Origin of the sequence: Agromyces bauzanensis (assembly GCF_014645655.1) — a bacterium.
In the GTDB taxonomy this organism is placed as follows: domain Bacteria; phylum Actinomycetota; class Actinomycetes; order Actinomycetales; family Microbacteriaceae; genus Agromyces; species Agromyces bauzanensis.
In genome coordinates this window covers 13,530-36,274 of the sequence record NZ_BMMD01000016.1, presented here as the reverse complement: position 1 = coordinate 36,274, position 22,745 = coordinate 13,530, and the positions used below count along the sequence as shown (strand labels likewise).

The window sequence follows — 22,745 nt, the reverse complement described above, 5'->3', positions numbered from 1 at the left end:
CGAGACCAACCGAAAGGAACCCAATGCCCCCGAGAACCAAGCCCGCCCCCGCGACCCCCTCAACCATGAAGGAGCTGAAGGACACGCTCTGGAAGGCCGCCGACAAGCTGCGCGGCTCGATGGATGCGTCGCAGTACAAAGACGTGATCCTCGGGCTCGTGTTCCTCAAGTACGTGAGCGACGCGTTCGACGAGCGCCGCGGGCAGATCGCAGCCGAGCTGCGCGCCGACGGCATGAACGACGAGCAGGTAGCGCAGCTCATCGACGATGTCGACGAGTACACCGGTCGCGGGGTGTTCTGGGTTCCGGATGCCGCGCGCTGGGGGTTCCTCGCCCAGAACGCGAAGGGTCTGCCTCCGACAGGTGGCGAGCCGGCGAAGTCGATCGGTCAACTCATCGATGAGGCGATGAACGCGATCATGACCGCGAATCCGTCGCTCGCGGCGACGCTGCCGCGCATCTTCAACCGCGACAACGTCGACCAGCGCCGCCTCGGCGAGCTCATGGATCTCCTAAATTCGGCGCGGTTCACCGGCGACGGGGCGAAGCGCGCCCGCGACCTGCTGGGCGAGGTCTACGAGTACTTCCTCGAGAAGTTCGCGCGTGCCGAGGGCAAGCGGGGCGGAGAGTTCTTCACGCCGGCGGGGGTGGTGCGCGTGCTCGTCGAGGTCCTGGAGCCGACGAGCGGCCGCGTCTACGACCCGGCGTGCGGGTCGGGTGGCATGTTCGTGCAGGCCGAGAAGTTCCTCGAGGCCCACGATCGCGAGGGCAGCGACATCTCGGTCTATGGGCAGGAGCTCAACGAGCGCACCTGGCGCCTCGCGAAGATGAACCTCGCAATTCACGGCCTGAACGGCAACCTCGGCCCGCGTTGGGGAGACACGTTCGCTCGTGACCTGCACGCCGACATGCAAGCCGACTACGTGATGTCGAATCCGCCGTTCAACATCAAGGACTGGGCGCGCAATGAACAGGACCCGCGCTGGCGCTACGGCGTGCCGCCCACCCGCAACGCGAACTACGCGTGGATCCAGCACATCCTCTCGAAGCTCGGCCCAGGCGGGCAGGGCGCCGTGGTCATGGCGAACGGCTCGATGTCGTCGAACTCGGGCGGCGAGGGACAGATCCGGGCGCAGATCGTCGAGGCCGACCTCGTGTCGTGCATGGTCGCGCTGCCCACGCAGCTGTTCCGCTCGACCGGCATTCCGGTGTGTGTCTGGTTCTTCGCTCGCGACAAGGCCGGCGGCCCGGGTGGTGCGATCGACCGCACGGGCCAGGTGCTCTTCATCGATGCCCGAAACCTCGGATACATGGTCGACCGCGCCGAGCGCGCGTTGAGCGACAGCGACATTGCGAAGATCGCGAACACGTTCCATGCCTGGCGCGGCACGAAGTCGATCGCTGAGCCTGTCGAAGCGACGGATGCCGCGCTGCCGGCGTACGCGGACGAAGCAGGGTTCTGCTACTCGGCGACGCTCGACGAGATCAAGGCTGCGGACTACGCGCTGACGCCGGGGCGATATGTCGGCGCAGCGGAGGTCGACGACGACGGGGAACCGATCCAAGAGAAGCTCGAGCGACTGCAGAGCGAGCTCCTCGCGCAGTTCGCGGAGTCGGAGCGGCTCGCGAGCGTCGTGCGGACACAGTTGGGGCGCGTTCATGTCTGAGTGGCCGCTGGTTCGCTTGGGTGTTCTGGTGACCAAGATAGGATCCGGGGCAACACCTCGTGGTGGCGCCAGCGTCTATCGCGAAGAAGGCATTTCGTTCATTCGCTCGCAGAACATCCTCGACAACTCAATGCTCCTTGATGGAGTCGCGCGCATCACGGATGAGGCGGCCGACGCGCTTAGGAGTGTGACTGTTCTCGCCGGCGATGTACTTGTGAATATCACGGGTGATTCGGTTGCGCGAACGTCACTCGTCGACCCTGCTGTCCTGCCGGCGCGCGTGAATCAGCACGTCGCTGTCATTCGGACAAACGGTCGTCTAGATAGTCGATTCCTTCAGAAGTACTTGGTGTCGCCGAGAGGGAAGACGGCACTAATGACCCTTGCGACCGGCGGTGCCACGAGGAAGGCGCTCACCAAAGCGCACCTTGAATCGCTCGCTATTCCACTTCCCCCGTTGGGCGAACAGCGCGCAATCGGTGAGGTGCTCGGCGCCCTCGACGACAAGATCGCCGCCAACACCAAGCTCGCCGCCACCGCGCGTGAACTCGCACTCGCAATGGTGCCGGTCGCGGGCGATCGGGCACCGGTGCGGGAACTCGCGACTCTGCAGAAGGCGCAGATCGATCCGGGAACGCTAGGCGACGAAGCCGTAGATCACTACAGCCTTCCGGCGTTCGACTCAAGGAATGGCCCGGAAGTGGTCAAAGCTACCAGCATCAAGAGCAGCAAGTTCGTTGTGTCGGAGCCGTCTGTGCTGATTTCGAAGCTCAATCCTAGGTTCCCTCGCGTGTGGGACCTCGCGCGATTGAATGGGCGACGGGCGCTGGCGTCGACCGAGTTTCTCGTCCTGGAGCCGCGTGGGATATCGACTTCTGTTCTTTGGAGTCTTCTTGCCCAGCCGTCGTTCGGTCGAGCTCTCGAGTCGAAGGTCGCGGGTACTTCAGGCAGCCACCAGCGGGTGAAGCCGATCGAGGTTCTCTTGGCTGGCGTGTCCGACCCGCGCGGCTGGCCCGATGAGTCGCGGGCAAGCATCGAGTCACTCTCATCCGCGGCTTTGGCGGCCGACGCGGAGAACCGAACCCTCGCAGCTATCCGCGACGCCCTTCTCCCGCAACTCATGTCCGGAGGACTCCGTGTTCGGGACTTCGAAAGGGTTGCCGATGGGACGTAGCGGCAAGTTCAGTAGGCGGAACGACCGCGAGGCCAGGCGGGCAGCCCAGCAGCAGATGGACGCGAATGACGCGCCCGCGATCTGGGAACGCCCGCCGAAGGAAGAGTGGGATCCACCGTCCGAGTTTTCGGTTGCTCTCTCGGCGACGAGCCGACTCTTTGTGCGAACGAACAACTACCGGGGCAAGTGCATCGATTTCGCGATCTGTCATCAGGTCGGCGGGCCGTACCGATGGCGCGACATCTTCCGAGTAGACTCCTCGCACGACACCGTCCACCGTCACGACCTCACCAGGGGAACCGACCAGCGAGAGACCATTGAATCGATCAACGGGCCGCTAACGGTCGACCGACAGTACACTGAACAGTACGACTTCATGCTTGCGACGTGGGAACAACGAGAGAGGGAGCAGGGAGATGGCCGAGTCGATGAGCGCTGAGCGGCGCCAGCTAACGGCCAAACTCCTCGGTACGATCACACGGCTCGGCATCGATCGTCATCTGAAAGTGACCGGGGTTGATGGGTCGAAGCCAATCGTAATTGCATTCGGCGACGAGTCGATCGGTGACGTGTTCGAGCGGGTTGCATGGAGCGCCGGTTTCGCGAACGTATTCGTGGTGATGTCCGATGATGACATTGCGCTTGTGAGTGTGCTTCCACCTGCATCATCTCTCGTCGAGCGTGAGTCGGAGCCGCTTGAACTGCTGAGCCCAGACAGTCCGATCGAGATGCTCGTCGAGGCGAGCCGCAAGGTGGAGGGCGGGGGATTCAATATTCGCATTGCGAAGTCGACTGCGAAGATCGACGCAGTCGAAGACGCGGCAAGACTCGTCGGGGTGAGCTGATCCTGCTCACGCTGGCGTGCGGTCACCCCATCGCGCCATGGCGTCGCACAACTCGCGGCGCGGTTTCAACCCGCCGCCCTGTGTGTCGGCGATGTGCGCGGTAAGGCCGTCGAGACTGGCGCCGAAGGTGTTGGCGTCATTGGCCGCTTCGGCAGCGAGAGCATCCTCATAGCCCGTTCGCTGTCGGACAAGGTCGCACTGAAGGTCGCTGAGGGTGCGCTCTGTCGGCGCGGGGACGGCGAACAGCGCGAACCGGGATCGTCCGGTGCCCGAATAGTTCCCGCGGACGGCGCGCTGCTGGTGGTATGTGCCGTACTGGGTCGCGAAGTGATTGCTTGCTTGTTCGTTGACAGAACGGTGTCAACGACGCCCGGAGCCGCGAGATAGCGGGCGGAATATGCTTGCTCGGTAGTTTCTCGCGGCGGGTGGTGGCCTCCGAACATTGTGATCGATCGCGAACTTCCAATTCTGTGCGCGATCGATCACAATGGGTGAAGTGCGCGAACGCGCACGTCGTCGAAGGAGAACGTATGCGAGTTCGAAGCGTTCTGGAGGTGGGGGCTGCGGCGCGCGACCGCCGGGAAGCGCTCGGCTGGTCACAACAGGCGCTCGCCGAGCGTGCAGGAGTCACGCGCGAGTGGGTCGTGCGTTTCGAAGGGGGCAAGGCGTCGGTCCGCCTCGACCGCGTCTTCGACATCATCACTGCCCTCGGCCTCGTCGTCGACCTGCAGGAGCGTACCTCGACCGAGCCGGGCGGCCGTTGATGGCACGATTCCCGAAGCTCAACGTCTACCTCGACGGCGACTTCGTCGGGGATCTGCGCCAGACCGACGCGGGCGCCACGACCTTCACCTACGACGACGACTACCGACGCCACCCGGAGGCGACCCCGCTGTCGCTCTCGATGCCGGTGTCGCGTGCGAGCCATCCGCCGCGCGCTGTGGTGCCGTTCCTCCAAGGGTTGCTGCCCGACAGCGGCGGCAAGCTCAGCGAACTGTCGACGGCGTTCCACACCTCTGCGCTGAACCCGTACGGGCTGCTCGCCTTCGTCGGCCGTGATGTCGCCGGGGCGGTCCAGATCCTTCCTCCCGATGAATCGGCGCGTGACGCCGGCCCGCGCGAGGAGCGCGTCGAGGCGCTCTCCGCCGACGCCGTCGCCGACCTGATCGATGACCTCATCAAGAACGCCGACACATGGGGCACGCGTGATGTCGCCGGCCGGTGGAGCCTGCCCGGGGCGCAGCCGAAGGTCGCGCTCTTCCGGAGCATCGACGGTGAGTGGGGCATCCCGCTCGATGCGACGCCAACAACGCACATCCTGAAGCCCGCTGTTCCTCCCTTTATCGAACACGACGTGAACGAGTACGTGACGATGCACGCGGCGGCGCATCTCGGGCTCGACGTCGCCGACGCCCAACTCCTGACCACGACCCGAGGCGACCGCGTGTTCGTCTCGAAGAGATACGACCGCGAGGTCGTCGACGGGGTCTGGCGTCGCCGGCACCAGGAGGACTTTTGCCAGGCGCTCTCCGTCATGCCTGCCCAGAAGTACCAGTCGGACGGTGGCCCGGGCTTCGCACGCATGGCTCAGCTCATCGACACCTTCCCGAACGTGGAACAGCGACGGAGAAGTCAGCGACGGATGTTCGACGCGATGGTGTTCAACGTGTCGGCCGCGAACACCGACGCGCACGCGAAGAACTACTCGATCCTGCTGGACGCCGAGCGCGCGGAGCTAGCGCCGCTCTACGACCTGGGTACTCACCTCGTGTACCCCGCGACACGACCGCTCGCGTCGGCGATGAAGGTGGGTGACGAGTACCGCCTCGACGGGATCGGCATCCGCGACTTCGTCGCCGTGGGTCGGAAGCTCCGCATCCCCGCCGACGAGGCTGAAGCGCGAGCGTTCGAAATCCGGGCGGGACTCGCGGACGCCTTCGCCGCTGCCGCTCAGACCATCGCGTCGAGCACCGAGCGGGCGATCGCTGACCGGATCACCTCGGCGGTCGCCGCGCACGCATCAAAGCGCGGATGGATCGACCGATGAACGGGGTTATCAGCGGGCACGCGTCGCACTGCGGCATCCGCTCATACGCTGGCATCACGTCGCCGACAGGGGGAACGAACACGTGACCGGATTCTCAGAAGCCGAATGGGAGCAGCTCGCACTCGACACGCTCGCCGAGCCGCTGCTCTGGCGGCCCGCGGCCGGTGAGGCCATCGCGCCGGGCGCCGACGAGCGCGACTCGTGGAGCGAGCTGCTGATCCGGCCGCGCCTGCTCGCCGCGATGCAGAAGCTCAACCCGGCCGTGCCGGCGACGTACCTGCTGCAGGCGCTCGCCGAGGTCGTCGCGCTGAAGTCGCAGGACCCGATCGCTGAGAACCACCGCATCCACGAGATCCTCGTGGGCGGCTATCGGCTGAGTTACCTCGATGCCGACGGCACCGAGCACAACCCGACTATCCGGCTCGTGAGCGCAGACCCCGACGAGAACGACTGGCTCGCGGTCAACCAGGTCACCATCCGGCAGGGTGACCGCACCCGTCGCTTCGACCTCGTGCTCTTCCTGAATGGCATGCCTGTGAGCATCATCGAGCTCAAGAAGGCCGGCACCGAGCGGGCGGATGCCACGTCGGCGCACGCGCAACTCACCACCTACCTGCGCGAGTTCCCGATGGCGTTCCGCTTCTGCGTGTTCGTGCTCGCGAGTGACGGGCTCGAAGCGATCTACGGCACGCCGTTCACGCCGCTCAACCACTTCTCGCCGTGGAACGTGGACGACGACGGCGAACCCGTGGAGGCGAACCGGCAGGTCGATGGCGAGACCATCTTCGCGCTCGAGGACGCGCTCAACGGCCTCTACAACCACGAGCGCTTCCTGCAGCTCATGCGCGACTACACCGCCTTCGACGAGGGCGACGAAGGGCTCGTCAAGCGCATCGCAAAGCCGCACCAGTACTTCGCGGTGTCGAAGGCGGTCGGCGCGACCCGGCAGGCCGTGGCATCGAACGGCAAGGCCGGCGTCGTCTGGCACACGCAGGGCTCGGGCAAGTCGATGGAGATGGAGCTCTACACCGCGCTCGTCATGCGCGAGCCGGCACTGAAGAACCCCACCGTCGTGGTCATCACCGATCGAAACGAGCTCAACGGGCAGCTCTACGCCGGCTTCGACCGCAGCCTGCTGCTGCCCGAGAAGCCCAAGCAGATCCGCCTGCGACGCGAACTGCGCGAGGAGCTGACGAACCGCACCACCGGCGGCATCTACTTCACGACCCTGCAGAAGTTCGGGCTCAGTCAGGCCGAGAAGCAGGCCGGTGTGGAGCATCCGCTGCTCTCGAACCGGCGCAACATCATCGTGGTCGTCGACGAAGCCCACCGCAGCCACTACGACGACCTCGACGGGTATGCGCGTCACCTGCGTGATGCGCTGCCGAACGCCACGCTGATCGCGTTCACCGGCACGCCGGTCTCGTTCGACGAACGCAACACGCGCGATGTGTTCGGCGAGTACATCGACATCTACGACCTCAGCCGGGCAGTGGCGGATGGCGCGACCGTGCCCGTCTACTTCGAACCGCGCCTCATCAAGGTGCGGCGGGCCGAGGAACTCAGCGAGGAGGAGATCGACCTCGCCGCCGACGAAGCCACCATCGGGCTCTCCGACGTGGAACGGGCTCGGCTCGAGGCATCCGTCGCCGTCGTCAACGCCGTGTACGGTGCGCCCGAGCGGCTCGAAGCGCTCGCCGCCGACCTCGTCGCGCACTGGGAGGAACGACGTGAACGGATGCGGCCGTTCATCGGCGGCCCGGGCAAGGCGCTGATCGTCGGCGGCACCCGCGAGATCTGCGCGCGGCTGTATGGCCAGATCGTGAAGATCCGCCCCGACTGGCACTCCGACGACCTCACCGGCGGGCGTATCAAGGTCGTCTACTCGGGCACGCCGTCGGAGAAGTCGCCGGTCATCGCAGCGCACGTGCGCCGCGACAGCGCGAACGCCGCCATCAAGGAACGCCTGCGCGACGTCGACGACGAGCTTGAACTCGTGATCGTCAAGGACATGATGCTCACCGGCTTCGACGCCCCGCCGCTGCATACGCTCTACCTCGACCGGCCGCTCAAGGGTGCACTGCTGATGCAGACGCTCGCCCGGGTGAACCGCACCTTCCGCGGCAAGGAGGACGGGCTGCTCGTCGGGTACGCGCCGATCGCCGAGAACCTCAGTGCCGCGCTCGCGGAATACACGGTCACCGACCAGAAGACGAAGCCGGTCGGGCGTGACATCGACGAAGCGGTCTCGCTCGCGGTCGAGCTCGTCGAGCGGGTGCGTGGCCTGGTGGCTGGCGTCGACTGGCGGGCGAAACTCGCCGCCGGCGGACCGAAAGCGTACCTCAACGCGGTGAGCGGCACAGTCGCGTATCTGCGCGATCTGCAGAACCTGCTCAACGACCCGAAGCTCGAGGGCGAGACGCTCGCCGCCCGCTACCGCCGCTACTCGGGGCAACTCGCCAGGGCATGGGCACTCGCCTCGGGACAATCGACGCTCGTGAACTACCGTGAGGAGATCGCGTTCTACGAAGAGGTGCGCGTATGGATGGCGAAGTTCGACGCCGCCGAACGCAAGGCCTCGGGTCAGCCGATTCCCGAGGACATCCAGCGTCTGCTCGGCAGTCTCATCGCGCAGGCGACGGATGCCGGCGACGTCGTCGACATCTACGAGGCCGCGGGGATGCCGCGGCCGTCACTGTCGCAACTGACGCCCGAGTTCGCGCGTCGCGCCCAGCAGGCACGCAACCCGCAGCTCGCGATCGAGGCGCTCCGCGACCTGCTCCTCGAGGAGTCGGCCGCGGTCTCGCGAGGCAATCTCGTGCGCGAGCGCGCGTTCTCGGCGCGGATCGCCGAGCTCATGAACAAGTACACGAACCAGCAACTCACCTCGGCCGAGGTCATCGCCGAACTCGTCGAGCTGGCGCGCGAAGTGGCGGCGGAGGGCAACCGCGGGCAGCACTTCTCGCCGCCGCTCAACGACGACGAACTCGCCTTCTACGACGCCGTCGCCCAGAACGAGTCGGCGGTCGAGATCCAAGGTGAGAGCGTTCTCGCCGAGATCGCTCGCGAACTCGTCGCAATCATGCGCCGTGACGTGCGCACCGACTGGACCGTGCGCGCCGATGTGAAGGCGAAGCTGCGCTCGTCGATCAAGCGCCTGCTCGTGCTCAAGGGGTATCCGCCCGACAAGCAGCCCGAGGCCATCAAGCTCGTCATGGAGCAGATGGAGTCGATGGCGCCGCGGTACTCAGAGGAACGGAACGCGTGAACCGAGACGGGGCCCCGCTCCGCCGAGACGGAGTTCACGTATTGATCGTTCTCTCAAACAGCGGTATAAACAAGCCATGGAGTCAGCAGAGCTCCCGGTCGCACGACTGACCTCCGAGCTGTTCAAGGCGATCGCCCACCCGGCGCGAGTTCGGGTGATCGAAGTGCTCCTGCGCGGCGAACGCTCGGTCGGCGCTCTCGCCGAAGCGCTCGGCATGGAGATTTCGCACCTCTCGCAGCAGCTGGGCGTGCTGCGCCACGCGAACATCGTCGACAGCCGGCGTGAACGCTCGTCGGTCATCTATTCGATCCGTGACCCGCGGATGTCGCAGCTGCTCGCCGTCGCCAGGCAGCTGCTCACCTCCACCCTCGAAGACTCACGCGATCTGCTCATCACGATCGAAGACCTGGAGCGGCCGACGGCAGCCTCCCGCAGCGGCGCCGAGTCGTCGCGGTGACGACGTCGAAGCTGATCCGGCTCATCGCCCGGACCGGCCGGATCGCGGAGCCGGCGCCGGAGGCCGCCGGCGAGCGCCACGCCGGTGCGCGGGCGCTCCGCGGGAGCGTTCACGTGCGCTATGTCGACGTCGGCGGAGCGACCGACTGCGCCATGGAGATCGCGGCGGCCTTCGGGCCCGTCTACGACCTCGAGCGCTACGGGGTCCGGCTCGTGGCATCCGCCCGCCATGCCGACGTGCTGCTGGTCACTGGAGTCGTCACGCGCAACATGCTCGAGCCGCTCCTGCTCACCGTCGAGGCGACGCCCAGGCCGCGGCTGATCGGCGCGGTGGGCGACGCCGCCATCGGCGGCGGGCCGTTCGTCGGCGGGTACGGGGTCGCGGGCGTGGTCTCCGACTTCGTTCCTGTCGACTTCGAGATTCCGGGCAGCCCGCCCGAGCCGGCCGAGATCGTCGCGGCACTCCGCAGGATCTCCGGCCGATGACGCCCGTGTACTGGGGGTTGCTCGCCGAGATCGTGCTCGCCGGGGCGGCAGCCGCGTTCGCGTTCCTCCCGGGCGAACGAGCGCGCTCCCGGCTCGCCGGGGGCACGTGCGCGGCGCTCGGCGCTGCGGGAGTCGTCACCGGGGTGCTGGCCATGACGGGCGGCGCGGGCGGGCTCGAGATCGCCGTCGCGGTGCCGGTTGAACCCCTCCGGTTCGCCCCCGACCCGCTCGGCGGGCTGTTCATCGTGCTCGCCTCGTCGGTCGGCCTGCTGATCTCGCTCGCCGGTGCTGTCTCGGTGCACGGAGCCGCGGCCTCGCGCACGGCCTGGCTCGCGCTGCCGCTCTTCCTGGTCGGCATGCAGCTGGTGCCCGCCGCGGCCGATGCACCCTCGTTCCTGCTGGTGTGGGAGGCGATGGCGCTCGGCTCCACGATCCTGCTCCTCGCCGGGCACACCGCCAGCCGACGGGTGAGCTCGGCCACCGTCTGGTACGCGGTCATGTCGCAGCTGAGCTTCCTGCTGATCGTCGCCGGCTTCGCGGTGCTGTCGGCAGCGGCAGGCGGAACGAGTTTCGCGGCGTTGTCCTCGGTCTCGCCGACTTCGGCGCCGGCGGCGGTCGCCGTCGTGCTCCTCGTGCTCGGGTTCGGGAGCAAGGCGGGTCTCGTCCCCCTCCACGTGTGGCTGCCGCGTGCGCATCCCGAGGCACCGAGCCACGTCTCGGCGGCGATGAGCGCGGCGATGGTCAAGATGGGGGTGTACGGCATCCTCGTCGTGGTGGTGCGACTCGTCCCGGGCGGACCGGACTGGTGGGGGATCCTCCTGCTCGTGCTCGGCGGCGTCTCAGCGGTGTACGGCATCCTGCAGGCATCCATCGCGAGCGATCTCAAGGTGCTGCTCGCGTACTCGACCACCGAGAACGTGGGCCTCATCGTGCTCGCGATCGGTGCGTCGGTGCTGCTGAGCGCGCATGGAGTGGATGCCGCGGCCGGCTGCGCGCTCGTCGCGGCGCTCCTGCTCGCCGTCAGTCACGCCGTGTTCAAGGTGACGCTCTTCCTCGCCGCGGGCTCGGTGCTGCACGCCACAGGCGAGCGCAACCTCGACCGGCTCGGCGGACTCGGACGACGGATGCCGTGGACCGCCGCCGCCTTCGGCATCGCCGCCCTCGGGGCCGCGGCACTGCCGATCAGTTCGGGGTTCGTCGCCGAATGGATGCTCCTCCAGTCCCTCGTGCACGGCACCCGCGTCGACGGGGTCCCGGTCTCGGTGACCGTGTCGATCGCCATGCCGCTCGTCGTTGCGGTCGTCGCGCTGACCGCGGGACTCGGCGTGCTCACCTTCGTGAAGGCGTACGGCATCGGCTTCCTCGCCCGTCCGCGCTCGGCGGCCGTCGCCGAGGCGCACGAGTCGCCCGTGCTCGTGCGCGTCGTGCTCGTGATCGCGGCGGCTGGGGTCGTGCTCCTCGGCCTTGTGCCGGGTCCGCTCGCGACCGCGGTCGCGTCGGTGCTGCCCGGCGGTCCCGAGGCCGTCGTCGCGACCGCGGGACTGCTCGGCGTCGACCTCGTCGCATTCGATGCGATCCTCGACCCCGTCGCCCTCGTGCTGCTCGCCGGGGTGCTCGCCACGCTCGTCGTCGCGGCGACGGTGCAGGCGGCGTGGCGACATCCGCAGCGCATCGATGCCTCGGTGTGGGGCGGCGGGGGCCTGCGCGCACAGCCGCGCATGCAGTACACCGCGACCTCGTTCGCCGAGCCTGTGGTGCGCGTCTTCGACGACGTGCTCCAGCCGGCCAGAGACGTCGAGGTAACCCATGCGGGGGAGTCGCGCTACCTCGTGAACCGCGTGACGTTCAGCCAGAGTGTCACCGACCTCGTCGAACGCGGTCTCTACCGGCCCGTGCTCAGGGTCGTCGATCGCTTCGGGGTGCTCGCCCGGCGCATTCAGAACGGCAGCATCCACCTCTACCTGACGTACTCGTTCATCGCGATCATCGTCGTGCTGGTGGTGGCGACGCTGTGAACCTCGTGACCGTGATCGTGACCCTCGTGCAGGTCATCCTCTTCGCAGCGCTCGCGCCGCTGCTCGTCGGGGTGATGCGCCAGGTGCGCGCGCGCCTCGAGGGCCGCGCCGGAGCCGGTGTCTGGCAGCCGTGGCGCGACCTGCGCAAACTGCTCGGGAAGGAGCCGGTGCGAGCGCGAGGCAGCAGCTGGATGCTGCGGGCCGGCCCGCTCGTGCTCGTGCTCTCGAGCCTCGTGCTCGCCGCGCTGCTGCCGCTCGTGACGACGGTGGCCGAGCGACTCGTGACCGGCGACCTGTTCGTCGTCGTCTCGGTGCTGCTCATCGGAGCCGTCGCCCTCGCACTCGTCGGGCTCGACGCGGGCACGGCCTTCGGCGGAATGGGCTCGAGCCGCCACATGACCGTGCTCGCGCTCGTCGAGCCCACGCTGCTGCTCGCGATCTACGCGCTCTCGATCCCGACCGGCAGTTCCGACATCGCGACGATCGTCGAGGCGAGGCTCGAAGATCCCTCGATCATCGTCTCGCCGGTCGGCCTGCTCGCCATGGCGGCCCTGGTCATCGCGGTGGTCGCCGAGACCGGGCGGCTGCCCGTCGACAACCCCTCGACCCACCTCGAGCTCACGATGATCCATGAGGCGATGCTGCTCGAGAGCTCCGCGCGCGACCTCGCATGGCTCGAGTTCGGCTCATGGCTCAAGCTCGGCGCGCTGCTCGGGCTCGTGGGCAACCTGCTCGTGCCGTGGGGAGTCGCGACCTCGACGGACGCGCTCCCGGTGCTCGTCGGCGCCGCAGCGGCGGGGGTGAAGGTCCTCGTCCTCGGGGCCCTCCTCGCCGCGGGCGAGGTGCTGCTCGCCAAACTGCGCCTCTTCCGGGTGCCCGAACTCCTGGCCGGGTCGTTCGTCCTCGCCTTCCTGGCCGTCGCCGTCTCGGCCATGGTGTCGTGAGGTGAGCCGATGACCGAGTCGACGTATGCGGAGCTCATCGGCCTGTGCGCAGGTGCGCTGCTGCTCACCTCGGTGCTGACCGTGTGGTATCGGTCGCAGCGCGCCTCGATCCGGGCGCTCGCACTGCAGGGGGTCGCACTCGCCGCGCTCGTCGCCGTCGTCGCCGTCGACCGCTCGGAGGCGGAGCTCATCGTCGTGGCGGCGCTCGTGCTCGTGCTCAAGGGCATGGTGCTCCCATGGGTGCTCTCGCGGCGCCCCGCGCCGGCGACCGGCGCGCCTGCGCCGCCGCAGCGTGGCGCCGGCAGCGCAGGCGACCACGGCGCAGGCGACCACGGCGCAGGCGACCACGGCGCAGGCGACCACGGCGCAGGCGACCACGGCGCGGAGACGCCCATGCTCAACCCGGTCGCCACGCTCGTGGCCGCAGCGCTGCTCGGGATCGTCGCCTACGCCGTGATCTGGCCGCTCGTCGCCGGCAGCGCGAGCCCGGCGGCGCACGCCGCGCCCGTCGGCATCGCGATGGTGCTCATCGGCTTCCTCGTCCTCGTCACCAGGAGGCGTGCGATCTCGCAGCTCGTCGGGTTCCTCGCGCTCGACAACGGCATCGCGACCGTGGCGTTCCTCGTCTCCGGCGGCGTGCCGATCCTCATCGAGTTCGGGGTGTCCCTCGACATCCTGCTCGTCACGCTCATCCTCCAGGTGTTCTCGCGCCGAATGCGCGCGGTGTTCGGTGACACCGACGTCGATCGCATGAGGGAGCTGCGCGACTGATGACGTACCTGCTCCTGCTGCCCCTGGTGCTCCCGCTCGGACTCGGGGCCTGCACGCTCTTCCCGCGGCTGCGCCGGCTGCGCCGGTATTCGGGAGTGATCGCGAGCGCGGTGATCCTCGGCGCAGGGGTCGCTGCGATCGGCGTGAGCGCCGGGGGCGACGCGCTGCTCGGGCTCGGCGGCATCCTGCGAGCCGATTCGCTCTCGTCCTACATGCTGGCGGTCGTCGGCGCGGTCGCCCTCGTGGCGACATGGGGAGGCCTGCGGCCCGAGGAACCAGCCGGGCCGCTGCCGGCCGGCTCGCCGCCGCGGGGGATGTACGCGGCGCTGGTGTGCGTGTTCCTGTCGTCGATGTCGCTCGCATTGCTCGCCGACAACCTCGGCGTCATGTGGGTGGCGATCGAGGCGACCACGATCGCGACCGCCTTCCTCGTCGGCCACAACCGCACGCGCCGATCGCTCGAGGCGGCGTGGAAGTACGTCGTGCTCGCGCCCGCGGGCGTGGCGATCGCCTTCCTCGGGATCGTGCTGATCTACGCCGCCTCGACGGGCAGCGAGACACCCACCCTGTCTTGGATCGGACTCACCGCACTGCCGCTCGACCTCGACCCGGGGCTCGTACGAGTGGGCGCAGCGCTCGCGGTGCTCGGCTTCGCCACGAAGGCCGGGCTCGCGCCCATGCACAGCTGGCTCCCCGACGCGCACAGCCAGGCCCCGTCGCCCGTCTCCGCGCTCATGTCCGGCGTGCTGCTCTCGGTCGCCCTGTACGCGATCCTGCGTGTGCAGGCCGTCGCCGACGCCGTGATCGGGCCGGAGTTCCTGAGCGCGCTCCTCGTCGCCGGGGCACTGCTCTCGCTCGCGGTCGCGGCCGCGCTCCTCATCCGGCAGCGTGACTTCAAACGGATGCTCGCCTACTCGAGCATCGAGCACATGGGTGTCATGGCGCTCGGCGCGGCGATCGGCACTGCCGCGATCCCGGCCGTGCTGCTGTACGTCCTCAGCCACGGGCTCATCAAGGCGAGCCTGTTCGTGCTCGCGGGGCGACTGCTCGCCGTCGAGGGCACGTCGACGATCGCGGAGGTGCGGGGCCTTCTCGCGCGGCGTCCCGGCATCGCCGTGCCCTGGCTGGTCGGGATGACGGGACTGCTCGGATTCGCGCCGTTCGGCATCTTCTTCGCCGAGGTCGGCGTGTTCTTCGCCGGGTGGGACGCCGGGTTGGGCGCTGCGGTCGCAGCGGCGCTCGTGCTCCTGCTCGTGGTCTTCGCGGGGCTCGTGCGACTGACCGTCGGCATGGTCTTCGGCCCCCGGGGGCGCGAGGCTGCGGCGGAGACCGCGGTCGCGACGGGGGCCGGGGAGCCGGCGGGCGAGCCGGAGGGCCCCGACCGCGCCGCGCACGGACCCGCCCTTCCGATCGCGCTGGCGCTCGCCGCCGCCGCGATCATCCCGTTCCTGGCCGACCCGATCGGCTCGGTGCTCTCGGACGCCGCAGCAGCGTTGGCAGGCGTTCGATGAACGCGCGGCAGCCGGCGGCGGTCAGCCGGGCGGTGGATCGCCTCGATCTCGTGCGCGAGGCATCCGCGCTGCTCGATGCCGGTCGGCGGCTCGCGATGATCGCGTGCCATGACGACGATGGGATGTTCCGCATCGTCTACCTCTTCGCCGGCGAGCCGGGCGCGGGCGACACGGGCGCGGGCGACTCGGGAGGCACGGGCACGGCCCGTAGGGGCCCCGTCGAGCTCGTGGTCGCCGTCCCCGCGGACGACGCGTGGGTGCCGAGCCTGGCCGCGCTGAGTTTTCCCGCCGGCCAGTTCGAGCGCGAGATGTTCGACCTCTACGGGGTGCTGCCCCGCGACCACCCGCTGCCCCACCGACTGCTTCGCCACGCGCACTGGCCGCACTCGTGGCATCCGATGCGCAACGACGCCCGGGTGATCCCGCCGTTCGCCCCCGACACGGCCGCGTACCCCTTCGTCGAGGTCGAGGGCGCGGGGGTGTACGAGGTCGCGGTCGGACCCGTCCACGCCGGCATCATCGAGCCGGGACACTTCCGCTTCTCGGTGGTCGGCGAGACGATCGTGCGCATGGAGACCCGGCTGTGGTTCCTGCATCGCGGCGTCGAGAAGCTGTTCGAGGGGCGGCGGCCGGAGGATGCGATCGCACTGGCCGAGCAGATCACCGGGGACACGTCGGTTGGGCATTCGCTCGCCTTCGTGATGGCCGTGGAGACCGCCGCGGGCGTTGAGGTGCCCGACGACGATCGGCTCGTGCGCGCGCTGCTGCTCGAGCTCGAGCGCATGCACAACCACGTCACCGATCTCGGTGCGCTGGCCAACGACGCGGCGTTCGGCATCGCGAACATCCATGCGCAGCGCATTCGCGAGCGGCTCATGCGCCTCGATCGTGCGGTGGCGGGCCATCGTCTGCTACGCGGATGCCTCTCCATCGGCGGCGCGCGGCTGCGATCGCTCCCCGACCCGGCGGCCCTGCTCGCGATCGCGCACGAGGTCGCCGAACTGGTCGAGATCACGCTCACGCACCCGGTGGTGCTCGACCGCTTCTCCGGCACCTCGCAGCTGCATGCGGAGCAGGCCCGCGGCGTGGGCACCCTCGGCTACGTCGCACGCGCCTCCGGCGTCGATGTCGACGCGCGTCGCGAGCTGCCGTTCGCCGAGCTGGGCGACTCGTTCGAGGTCGTCGTTGAGACGGGCGGCGACGTCCTCGCGCGCTATCTCGTGCGCGCCCGCGAGTTCGGCGTCTCGGCCCGCGTCTGCGCCGATCTCATCGCGCGGCTGGGTGGATCGACCGGCCGCGGCGCGGCGCTCCGGCCCGCTGCAGCGGGCACCGGTGCCGCCTTCGTCGAGGCGTGGCGCGGAACGCTCGTGCATCGCGTCGAGCTCGCCTCGGACGGCCGCCTCGCGCGCGTGAAGATCGTCGACCCGTCGTTCCTGAACTGGCCGGCGCTGCCCATCGCGCTCGCCGACACGATCGTGCCCGACTTCCCACTCACCAACAAGAGCTTCAACCAGTCGTACGCCGGCAACGACTTGTGAACCAGGTCGTGCGCGGCGATATGATGGATTTGTGAACCCATCCGACGACTCCTACACCGATGCCGAGGGGGAGGAGCCGAGCGACTTCTCCGGCTCGCAGCGACCTCTCTACGCCATCAAGGCCAACCTCTTCAAGGGGCTCGCGCATCCCGTGCGCGTTCGCGTGCTCGAGGTGCTGTGCACGTCGGACGAGGTCTCGGTGACCGAGCTGCTCGATGACACCGGCCTCGAGGCGTCCAACCTCTCGCAGCACCTCTCGGTGCTCCGTCAGAATCACCTCGTCGTAGCCGAGCGCCGTGGCAGCCAGGTCTTCTACGCCCTCGCATACCCGCAGGTCGCCGACCTGCTGCGCCTGTCGCGCTCGCTGCTCGCCGAGATCCTCCAGCAGACGAAGCAACAACTCGTCTCGACGACGAACCTGCCCGCCCTTCCCCCGCGCACCCGCGCACAGGAGAAGTGACACTCGTGAACGGAATCGAACGCGTCACCTCGCTGCTGCCCAGCAGGAAGGACTACCGCTGGATCCGCCGCACCTGGCGCGGCGACCTCCTCGCGGGAGTCACCGTCGGCATCGTGGCGCTGCCGCTCGCCCTCGCATTCGGCGTGAGCTCGGGCGCGGGTGCCGCGAGCGGACTCGTGACGGCGATCGTCGCCGGTCTCGTCGCGGCGGTCTTCGGCGGATCCAACATCCAGGTCTCCGGTCCGACGGGCGCGATGGTCGTCGTGCTCGGCCCGATCGTCGTGAGCCACGGCGTCGGCGTCGTCGCGCTCGTCAGCGTGCTCGCGGGCATCGTGGTGCTCGTCGCGGGGATGCTCAGGCTCGGCCGTGTGGTGTCCTACATCCCATGGCCCGTGATCGAGGGCTTCACGCTGGGCATCGCGATCATCATCTTCCTGCAGCAGGTGCCCGCCGCGGTCGGCGCGAAGGCGGGCCCGAGCACCAATTCATTCCTCGCCGCACTCGAGTCGCTCCGCGGGATCGACTGGTCCACGGCGTGGTGGTCGATCGGCGCCGTCGCGGTGGTTGCGATCATCATGACCTTCGGGCGATTCGTGCACCAGCAGTTCCCCGGATCCCTCGTCGCGATCGTCGTCGTGGCCGTCATCGCGACCGTGGCGGATCTTCCGCTCGCCCGGATCGGAGCGCTGCCGAGCTCGCTGCCGAGCCCGCTCGTCCCGTCGATCGACTGGGCGAGCGCCGGCTCGCTGATCGGCCCCGCGCTCACGATCGCGGCGCTCGCCGCGATCGAGTCCCTGCTCTCGGCGCGGGTGGGGTCGACCCTGGCCGACACCGGGCCCTACGACGCCGATCGAGAGCTCGTCGGCCAGGGTCTTGCGTCGATGGCCTCCGGGTTCTTCGGCGGAATGCCCGCGACGGGAGCGATCGCACGCACGGCCGTCAACGTGCGCAGCGGCGGTCGCACGCGCGTCGCGGCGATCGTGCACGCGCTCGCACTGCTCGCCGTGGTCTACTTCGCGTCGACCGTCGTGTCGCAGGTACCGCTCGCAGCGCTCTCAGGAGTGCTCATGGTCACCTCGACGCGCATGATCTCAGGCGCGACCATTCGCAGCGTCGTGGGATCGGGCCGGTCCGATGCCGCCGTGTTCATCGTCACCGCGCTCATCACGGTCTCGTTCGACCTCATCGTCGCGGTCGGCATCGGCATCGCGTTCGCGGCGTTCTTCGCCCTGCGGACCCTGTCGAGGTCCGGCGGCGTGCATCGGGAGGAACTCCCGGGTGCCGCTCAGCCCGGTGACGAGCACATCGCGCTGTTCCGCCTCGACGGCGCGCTCTTCTTCGGTGCCGCGGAGCGCATGCTCGATCGTGTCGGCCGCATCAGCAATGTGTACGTCGTCATCATTCGGATGTCGCAGCTCCAGCTGCTCGATTCGACGGGCGCGCGCGTCATCACCGAGATGGTGCACGCTCTCGAGCGTCGTGGGATCACCGTGCTCGTCAAGGGCATCCAGCCGCGGCACCTCAGGCTCGCCGAGCGAGTCGGAGTGATCGACTCACTCCGGCACACGAACCACCTGTTCGACGAGCTCGACGCGGCGGTCGAGCACGCCAGAAGCCACGTCGGGCGAAGCCTCGCCGCCGAAGAGGCTGCGCTCGAAGCCGCGGAGCGGGAGGCGGCCTGACTCGCTGCGGCGGGCAAGAGCGCTGCGGCGGGAGTCACGCCGACGCCCGCACGACGAGCCCCGTCGGCAGGATCGTCTGGTGCGGCACGTCCTCGTCGCCCTCGAGCAGGCGGATGAGCACGTCGGCCCGGCGAGGGCGGCGGGGCTGTCGTCGAAGCCGACGATCGCGACATCCTCAGGTACCCGCAGCGCGCGGTCGCGCAGCACCGTGAGCACGCCCGTGGCCATGAGGTCGCTCGCGACGAAGAGCGCGTCGACATCGGGGGCGCGATCAAGCAGGCGCCGGGCGGCCTCTGCGGCGCCGGGCGCGGTGAAGTCGGCGGTCTCGACGAGGTCGTCGGGCAGGCCCGCCGCGCGCACGGCGTCGTGGAAGCCGTCGAGCCGGTCGATGCCGGCGGGCATGTCGATCGGCCCCGTGATCGACCCGATCCTCCGACGCCCGTGCTCGATGAGGTACCGGGTTCCGGATGCCGCGGCCGCCCGGTTGTCGACGTCGACGAAGTCGTCGTCGTGGTCCGAGTCGCGGGGGGCGACCGCCGAACACGAGCGGCACGGCCGGTCGGTAGCCCACGAGGATGCCGTCGCCGACGTGGGCCGTTCATGGGCGGATGCCGCGGCGCGCCGGCCTATGCCGACGCGCGCCGCACGAGCCGCGTCGGCATGAGGTTGCGGTGCGGCACTTCGGCCTCGCCGGCGAGCATGCGCAGCAGCAGGTCGGCCATCTCGAAGCCCATCTGCTCCGACGGCTGGTGCACGGTCGTGAGCGGGATGGCCGACGAGCTCGCGGCGGGGCTGTCGTCGAAGCCCACGACGGCGACGTCCTCCGGCACCCGTCGCCCGCGTTCGCGCAGCACCGAGAGTGCGCCCGTCGCCATGAGGTCGCTCGCGACGAACAGTGCGTCGAGGTCGGGCACTCGGTCGAGCAGGCGCCGGGTGGCGGCGACGGCGCTCGCGACCGACCAGTCCCCGGTCTCGACCGCGTCGGCGGGCAGCCCGGCCACGGCCATCGCGCGCCGGAACCCCTCGAGCCTGTCGACTCCGGCGGGCATGTCGAGCGGGCCCGTGATGGTGCCGACGCGGTGGCGGTTGATGGCGATGAGGTGCTCGGTACCCGTCATGCCGCCCTCGACGTTGTCGACGTCGACGTAGATCTCGTCGTCGGACTCGTGCGAGGGCCGGCCGCCGAACACCATCGGCACCGAGTCGAAGGCCTCCCACAGCGCGTCGTCGCCCTCGTGGTGCGACACGACGAGCGCGCCGTCGACCACGCCCGAGCGCAGGTAGCGCAGCGCCTTGCGGCCAGGGTCGTTGGTGGCGACGAGGAGGTTCAGCAGGTACTCGCTGTCATCGAGGCGTCGCGCGATGCCCTGCACGACGGCGGCGAAGTACGGATCGCCGAAGAACCGCGTCGTGTCCTCGGGCACGACGAGCGCGATCGCCTGGGTCGTGCGGCTCGCGAGCGACCGGGCCGCGCGGTTGGGCACGTAGTTGAGCTTCGCGATGGCCGCGTTCACGGCGCGCGCGACGTCGGGACTGACCTTCGGCGATCCGTTCACGACCCGGCTCACGGTCGCGCGCGAGACCTTCGCCTCGCGCGCGACCGCTTCGAGCGTCGGTGCGGCGGGCCGTGCGCGAACCCCACACGCTTGCATGTCCGCCAGTCTATTTCGGTCGCGCTCCCGCCGCCCGTCCGGGGAGGCTGGGCGTACACTCGTACGGTGTCAGCGAGCCAGTATCGAGATCCATCCGATCGCGCGAGGCAGAACCGTCGCCTCGCGATCGCGATCTCGCTGAGCCTCGTGCTCGTCGCCGTCAGCGCTGTCGTGATCGGCATGGTCGCGGGCGCGGCGCCCGACGACCGCCCCGCCGCTGACGCCACCGAGACGCCGACGCCGCGCCCCGAGCCCGCCGTCGAGCCGCCGCCGGCCTCGATCGACACGTTCAACCGGGCTGCCTACTCGATCGACGACCCCGCGAGCATCTGGGTCGTGGTGAACAAGCTTCGTCCGATCAATCCCCAGGAGTACGAACCGGCCGACCTCGTGGATGTCCCCGTCGAGTACACGAACGAGCCGCTGCTCCGGCAGGAGGCATCCGACGCCGTGGTCGCGATGTTCCAGGCCGCGTTCGACGAGGCGGGCCTCGAGCTGGCCTCCAACAGCGCGTACCGCTCGTACTGGGCGCAGGACAGCATCTACGACGGCGACGACCTGACCACGGCCCGGCCGGGGTTCAGCGAGCACCAGACCGGGCTCACGATCGACATCGGCCCGCTGTCGGGGGAGTGCTCGCTCGACGAGTGCTTCGCTGAGACACCTGAGGGCATCTGGCTGCGCGACAACGCGTGGCGGTTCGGCTTCATCCTCCGGTATCCGGCCGACAAGACCCCGGTCACCGGGTACTCGTTCGAGCCGTGGCACTTCCGCTACGTCGGCGTCGACCTCGCCACCGAGATGCGCGAGACCGGCGTGACCACCCTGGAGGAGTTCTTCGGCCTCCCGCCCGCTCCCGAGTACGGCTGAGCGGATGACGCAGCCGAGTGTCGAGCGGATGCCGCGGACCGAGCGGATGCCGCGTCGCGGGGTCTCCCTCACGGTGCTCATCGTCAACCAGCTGCTCGCCGGCGTCGGCGTGGCATCCGGCATGGCGCTCGCGGCCATCCTCGTCGCCGACCTCACCGAGGTGACGGCCATGGGCGGCCTCGCGCAGTCGTCGAGCGTGCTCGGCGCCGCGCTCGCGGCCGTGCCCCTCGCGCGTCTCGCCGTGCGCGCCGGACGCCATGTGGCACTCGCCACCGGCTACGCGTGCGCGTTCGCCGGCGCCGTGCTCGTCGTCGTCGCGGCAGCGAGCGGCTGGGCGCCGCTCGTGTTCGTGGGGCTCGCGGGGTTCGGCGCCGCGGCGGCCGCGGGGTTGCAGGCCCGGTTCGCAGCGACCGAGATCGCCGCACCGGGCTTCGAGGCCCGGTCGATGTCGCTCGTGCTGTGGGCCACCACGATCGGATCGGTGGCCGGGCCTCTGCTCTCCGACGTCGGCGACGAGTTCGGCCGCTCGTTCGGCCTGCCCTCGCTCGTCGGCCCGTTCCTGTTCTCGGCGACCGCGTTCGCCCTGTCGGGGATCCTCGTGGGCGCGTTCCTGCGCACGCCGCGGGCGGGCCACCTCGAGACCGACGACCGCGCTGCCGCCGCCCCACCGGCCGAGGAGGCGAGCGGCGCCGATCCGCGGGTTGACGCGGCGAGCGGCGCCGTCTCGAAAGCCGCCCCTGCGCCGGCGCGCGTCGGCGCCTGGCAGGCCCTTCGCACGGCGGTGCGGAACCCGACGGCCCTCGTCGCGATCCTCGCGATCGTGTGCTCGCACACCGTCATGGTGGGCGTCATGGTCATGACACCCATCCACATGACCCAGCACGGCCTGTCGATCGCCCTCGTCGGCATCGTCATCAGCATCCACATCCTCGGCATGTACGGGGCGAGCCCGCTCATGGGCTGGCTCGTCGACCGCATCGGCTCGATCCGTGTCATCGCGATCGGCGCCGCGATCCTCCTCACCGCCACGATGATCGGCATCCTGGCGCCCGGCGACGACGTGCTGCTCGTGCCGCTCGCCCTCGGACTGCTCGGGCTCGGCTGGTCGGCCGGGCTCATCGGCGGGTCCACGCTGCTCACCACCACGGTCGACGAGCGCCTGCGCGTGCCGCTGCAGGGTGCGACGGATGCCGCGATGAACGTCGCGGCCGCGGCATCCGCGGCGCTCTCGGGGCTCGTGCTCGGAATCGGCGGATTCGCGGGGGTCAACGTGGTGGCGATCATCGTGCTGGTGCCGCTCGCGATCGCCGGACTGCGGCTCTCGGTGCTGAGCCGGCGCGCCCCCGCCTGATCCACGGC

General features: G+C 69.3%; 19 protein-coding genes and 1 pseudogene. 18 read left to right on the top strand and 2 right to left on the bottom strand.

The window, feature by feature from the left end; genetic code table 11:
- Positions 1-23: 23 nt before the first annotated feature.
- The 16 genes from IEX31_RS13395 to IEX31_RS13320 all read left to right on the top strand — a co-directional run bounded on the left by IEX31_RS13395 (position 24) and on the right by IEX31_RS13320 (position 18,864).
- Positions 24-1,667 (top strand): class I SAM-dependent DNA methyltransferase, encoded by a 1,644-nt coding sequence (locus IEX31_RS13395; protein ID WP_188743930.1) that lies wholly within the window; start codon positions 24-26, stop codon positions 1,665-1,667.
- Positions 1,660-2,841 carry a restriction endonuclease subunit S gene (locus IEX31_RS13390; protein WP_188743929.1) on the top strand — a complete coding sequence of 394 codons (1,182 nt, stop codon included), beginning with the start codon at positions 1,660-1,662 and terminating at the stop codon, positions 2,839-2,841. The genes IEX31_RS13395 and IEX31_RS13390 overlap by 8 nt, the downstream gene beginning before the upstream one ends.
- Before the next feature lie 55 nt (positions 2,842-2,896).
- Positions 2,897-3,280, top strand: a complete 384-nt coding sequence (locus IEX31_RS13385) for a DUF7718 family protein (protein ID WP_188743928.1) — start codon at positions 2,897-2,899, stop codon at positions 3,278-3,280.
- Entirely contained in the window at positions 3,258-3,686 is a 429-nt protein-coding gene (locus IEX31_RS13380) for a hypothetical protein (protein ID WP_188743927.1), read from the top strand. Before IEX31_RS13385 ends, IEX31_RS13380 begins: the two co-directional genes overlap by 23 nt.
- Positions 3,687-4,216: 530 nt before the next feature.
- Positions 4,217-4,450 carry a helix-turn-helix domain-containing protein gene (locus IEX31_RS13375; RefSeq protein WP_188743926.1) on the top strand — a complete coding sequence of 78 codons (234 nt, stop codon included), beginning with the start codon at positions 4,217-4,219 and terminating at the stop codon, positions 4,448-4,450.
- On the top strand, positions 4,450-5,733 hold the full coding sequence (locus IEX31_RS13370) for a HipA domain-containing protein (RefSeq protein ID WP_188743925.1): 1,284 nt from the start codon (positions 4,450-4,452) through the stop codon (positions 5,731-5,733). The genes IEX31_RS13375 and IEX31_RS13370 overlap by 1 nt, the downstream gene beginning before the upstream one ends.
- An 82-nt stretch (positions 5,734-5,815) precedes the next feature.
- Complete coding sequence (locus IEX31_RS13365; RefSeq protein ID WP_188743924.1) at positions 5,816-9,001, top strand: type I restriction endonuclease subunit R; 3,186 nt, start codon at positions 5,816-5,818, stop codon at positions 8,999-9,001.
- A 76-nt stretch (positions 9,002-9,077) separates the two neighbouring features.
- Entirely contained in the window at positions 9,078-9,458 is a 381-nt protein-coding gene (locus tag IEX31_RS13360; protein WP_188743923.1) for an ArsR/SmtB family transcription factor, read from the top strand.
- Positions 9,455-9,943, top strand: coding sequence for an NADH-quinone oxidoreductase subunit B family protein (locus tag IEX31_RS13355; RefSeq protein WP_188743922.1), 489 nt, complete (start codon positions 9,455-9,457; stop codon positions 9,941-9,943). The genes IEX31_RS13360 and IEX31_RS13355 overlap by 4 nt, the downstream gene beginning before the upstream one ends.
- The gene (locus IEX31_RS13350; protein WP_188743921.1) at positions 9,940-11,958 is read left to right on the top strand and encodes a proton-conducting transporter transmembrane domain-containing protein; all 2,019 of its coding nucleotides are present in this window, start codon (positions 9,940-9,942) and stop codon (positions 11,956-11,958) included. Before IEX31_RS13355 ends, IEX31_RS13350 begins: the two co-directional genes overlap by 4 nt.
- A gap of 5 nt (positions 11,959-11,963) precedes the next feature.
- Positions 11,964-12,902 (top strand): respiratory chain complex I subunit 1 family protein, encoded by a 939-nt coding sequence (locus IEX31_RS13345; RefSeq protein ID WP_229662353.1) that lies wholly within the window; start codon positions 11,964-11,966, stop codon positions 12,900-12,902.
- Positions 12,903-12,911: 9 nt separating this feature from the next.
- Positions 12,912-13,673, top strand: coding sequence for a hypothetical protein (locus tag IEX31_RS13340; RefSeq protein ID WP_188743919.1), 762 nt, complete (start codon positions 12,912-12,914; stop codon positions 13,671-13,673).
- Positions 13,673-15,184, top strand: a complete 1,512-nt coding sequence (locus tag IEX31_RS13335) for a proton-conducting transporter transmembrane domain-containing protein (protein ID WP_188743918.1) — start codon at positions 13,673-13,675, stop codon at positions 15,182-15,184. Before IEX31_RS13340 ends, IEX31_RS13335 begins: the two co-directional genes overlap by 1 nt.
- Positions 15,181-16,722 carry a hydrogenase large subunit gene (locus IEX31_RS13330; RefSeq protein ID WP_188743917.1) on the top strand — a complete coding sequence of 514 codons (1,542 nt, stop codon included), beginning with the start codon at positions 15,181-15,183 and terminating at the stop codon, positions 16,720-16,722. The genes IEX31_RS13335 and IEX31_RS13330 overlap by 4 nt, the downstream gene beginning before the upstream one ends.
- 31 nt (positions 16,723-16,753) lie before the next feature.
- Entirely contained in the window at positions 16,754-17,182 is a 429-nt protein-coding gene (locus tag IEX31_RS13325; protein ID WP_188743916.1) for an ArsR/SmtB family transcription factor, read from the top strand.
- A 5-nt stretch (positions 17,183-17,187) separates the two neighbouring features.
- Positions 17,188-18,864: a SulP family inorganic anion transporter gene (locus tag IEX31_RS13320; protein WP_229662352.1), complete on the top strand. Its 1,677-nt coding sequence runs from the start codon at positions 17,188-17,190 to the stop codon at positions 18,862-18,864.
- Between the two features lie 90 nt (positions 18,865-18,954).
- Here IEX31_RS13320 and IEX31_RS13315 read toward each other — a convergent pair.
- Together IEX31_RS13315 and IEX31_RS13310 are read right to left on the bottom strand one after the other, a co-directional pair.
- Positions 18,955-19,494 (bottom strand): annotated as a pseudogene (locus IEX31_RS13315) (substrate-binding domain-containing protein); the annotation flags it as partial.
- The gene (locus IEX31_RS13310) at positions 19,491-20,516 is read right to left on the bottom strand and encodes a LacI family DNA-binding transcriptional regulator (RefSeq protein ID WP_188743915.1); all 1,026 of its coding nucleotides are present in this window, start codon (positions 20,514-20,516) and stop codon (positions 19,491-19,493) included. The gene IEX31_RS13310 and the pseudogene IEX31_RS13315, both read right to left, overlap by 4 nt.
- A 66-nt stretch (positions 20,517-20,582) precedes the next feature.
- Between IEX31_RS13310 and IEX31_RS13305 the strand changes: the two genes are divergently transcribed.
- Positions 20,583-21,386, top strand: coding sequence for a M15 family metallopeptidase (locus IEX31_RS13305; protein WP_229662351.1), 804 nt, complete (start codon positions 20,583-20,585; stop codon positions 21,384-21,386).
- Between the two features lie 4 nt (positions 21,387-21,390).
- Entirely contained in the window at positions 21,391-22,737 is a 1,347-nt protein-coding gene (locus IEX31_RS13300; RefSeq protein WP_229662350.1) for an MFS transporter, read from the top strand.
- Positions 22,738-22,745 lie beyond the last annotated feature (8 nt).

Excerpts from the sequence above, each read along its gene's own strand:
- IEX31_RS13300 (WP_229662350.1), top strand. The coding sequence starts at position 21,391 with ATGACGCAGCCGAGTGTCGAGCGGATGCCGCGGACCGAGCGGATGCCG.
- IEX31_RS13335 (WP_188743918.1), top strand. The coding sequence starts at position 13,673 with ATGACGTACCTGCTCCTGCTGCCCCTGGTGCTCCCGCTCGGACTCGGG.
- IEX31_RS13330 (WP_188743917.1), top strand. The coding sequence starts at position 15,181 with ATGAACGCGCGGCAGCCGGCGGCGGTCAGCCGGGCGGTGGATCGCCTC.
- IEX31_RS13370 (WP_188743925.1), top strand. The coding sequence starts at position 4,450 with ATGGCACGATTCCCGAAGCTCAACGTCTACCTCGACGGCGACTTCGTC.
- IEX31_RS13395 (WP_188743930.1), top strand. The coding sequence starts at position 24 with ATGCCCCCGAGAACCAAGCCCGCCCCCGCGACCCCCTCAACCATGAAG.
- IEX31_RS13310 (WP_188743915.1), bottom strand. The coding sequence starts at position 20,516 with ATGCAAGCGTGTGGGGTTCGCGCACGGCCCGCCGCACCGACGCTCGAA.
- IEX31_RS13375 (WP_188743926.1), top strand. The coding sequence starts at position 4,217 with ATGCGAGTTCGAAGCGTTCTGGAGGTGGGGGCTGCGGCGCGCGACCGC.
- IEX31_RS13360 (WP_188743923.1), top strand. The coding sequence starts at position 9,078 with ATGGAGTCAGCAGAGCTCCCGGTCGCACGACTGACCTCCGAGCTGTTC.
- IEX31_RS13385 (WP_188743928.1), top strand. The coding sequence starts at position 2,897 with ATGGACGCGAATGACGCGCCCGCGATCTGGGAACGCCCGCCGAAGGAA.
- IEX31_RS13350 (WP_188743921.1), top strand. The coding sequence starts at position 9,940 with ATGACGCCCGTGTACTGGGGGTTGCTCGCCGAGATCGTGCTCGCCGGG.
- IEX31_RS13380 (WP_188743927.1), top strand. The coding sequence starts at position 3,258 with ATGGCCGAGTCGATGAGCGCTGAGCGGCGCCAGCTAACGGCCAAACTC.
- IEX31_RS13340 (WP_188743919.1), top strand. The coding sequence starts at position 12,912 with ATGACCGAGTCGACGTATGCGGAGCTCATCGGCCTGTGCGCAGGTGCG.
- IEX31_RS13390 (WP_188743929.1), top strand. The coding sequence starts at position 1,660 with ATGTCTGAGTGGCCGCTGGTTCGCTTGGGTGTTCTGGTGACCAAGATA.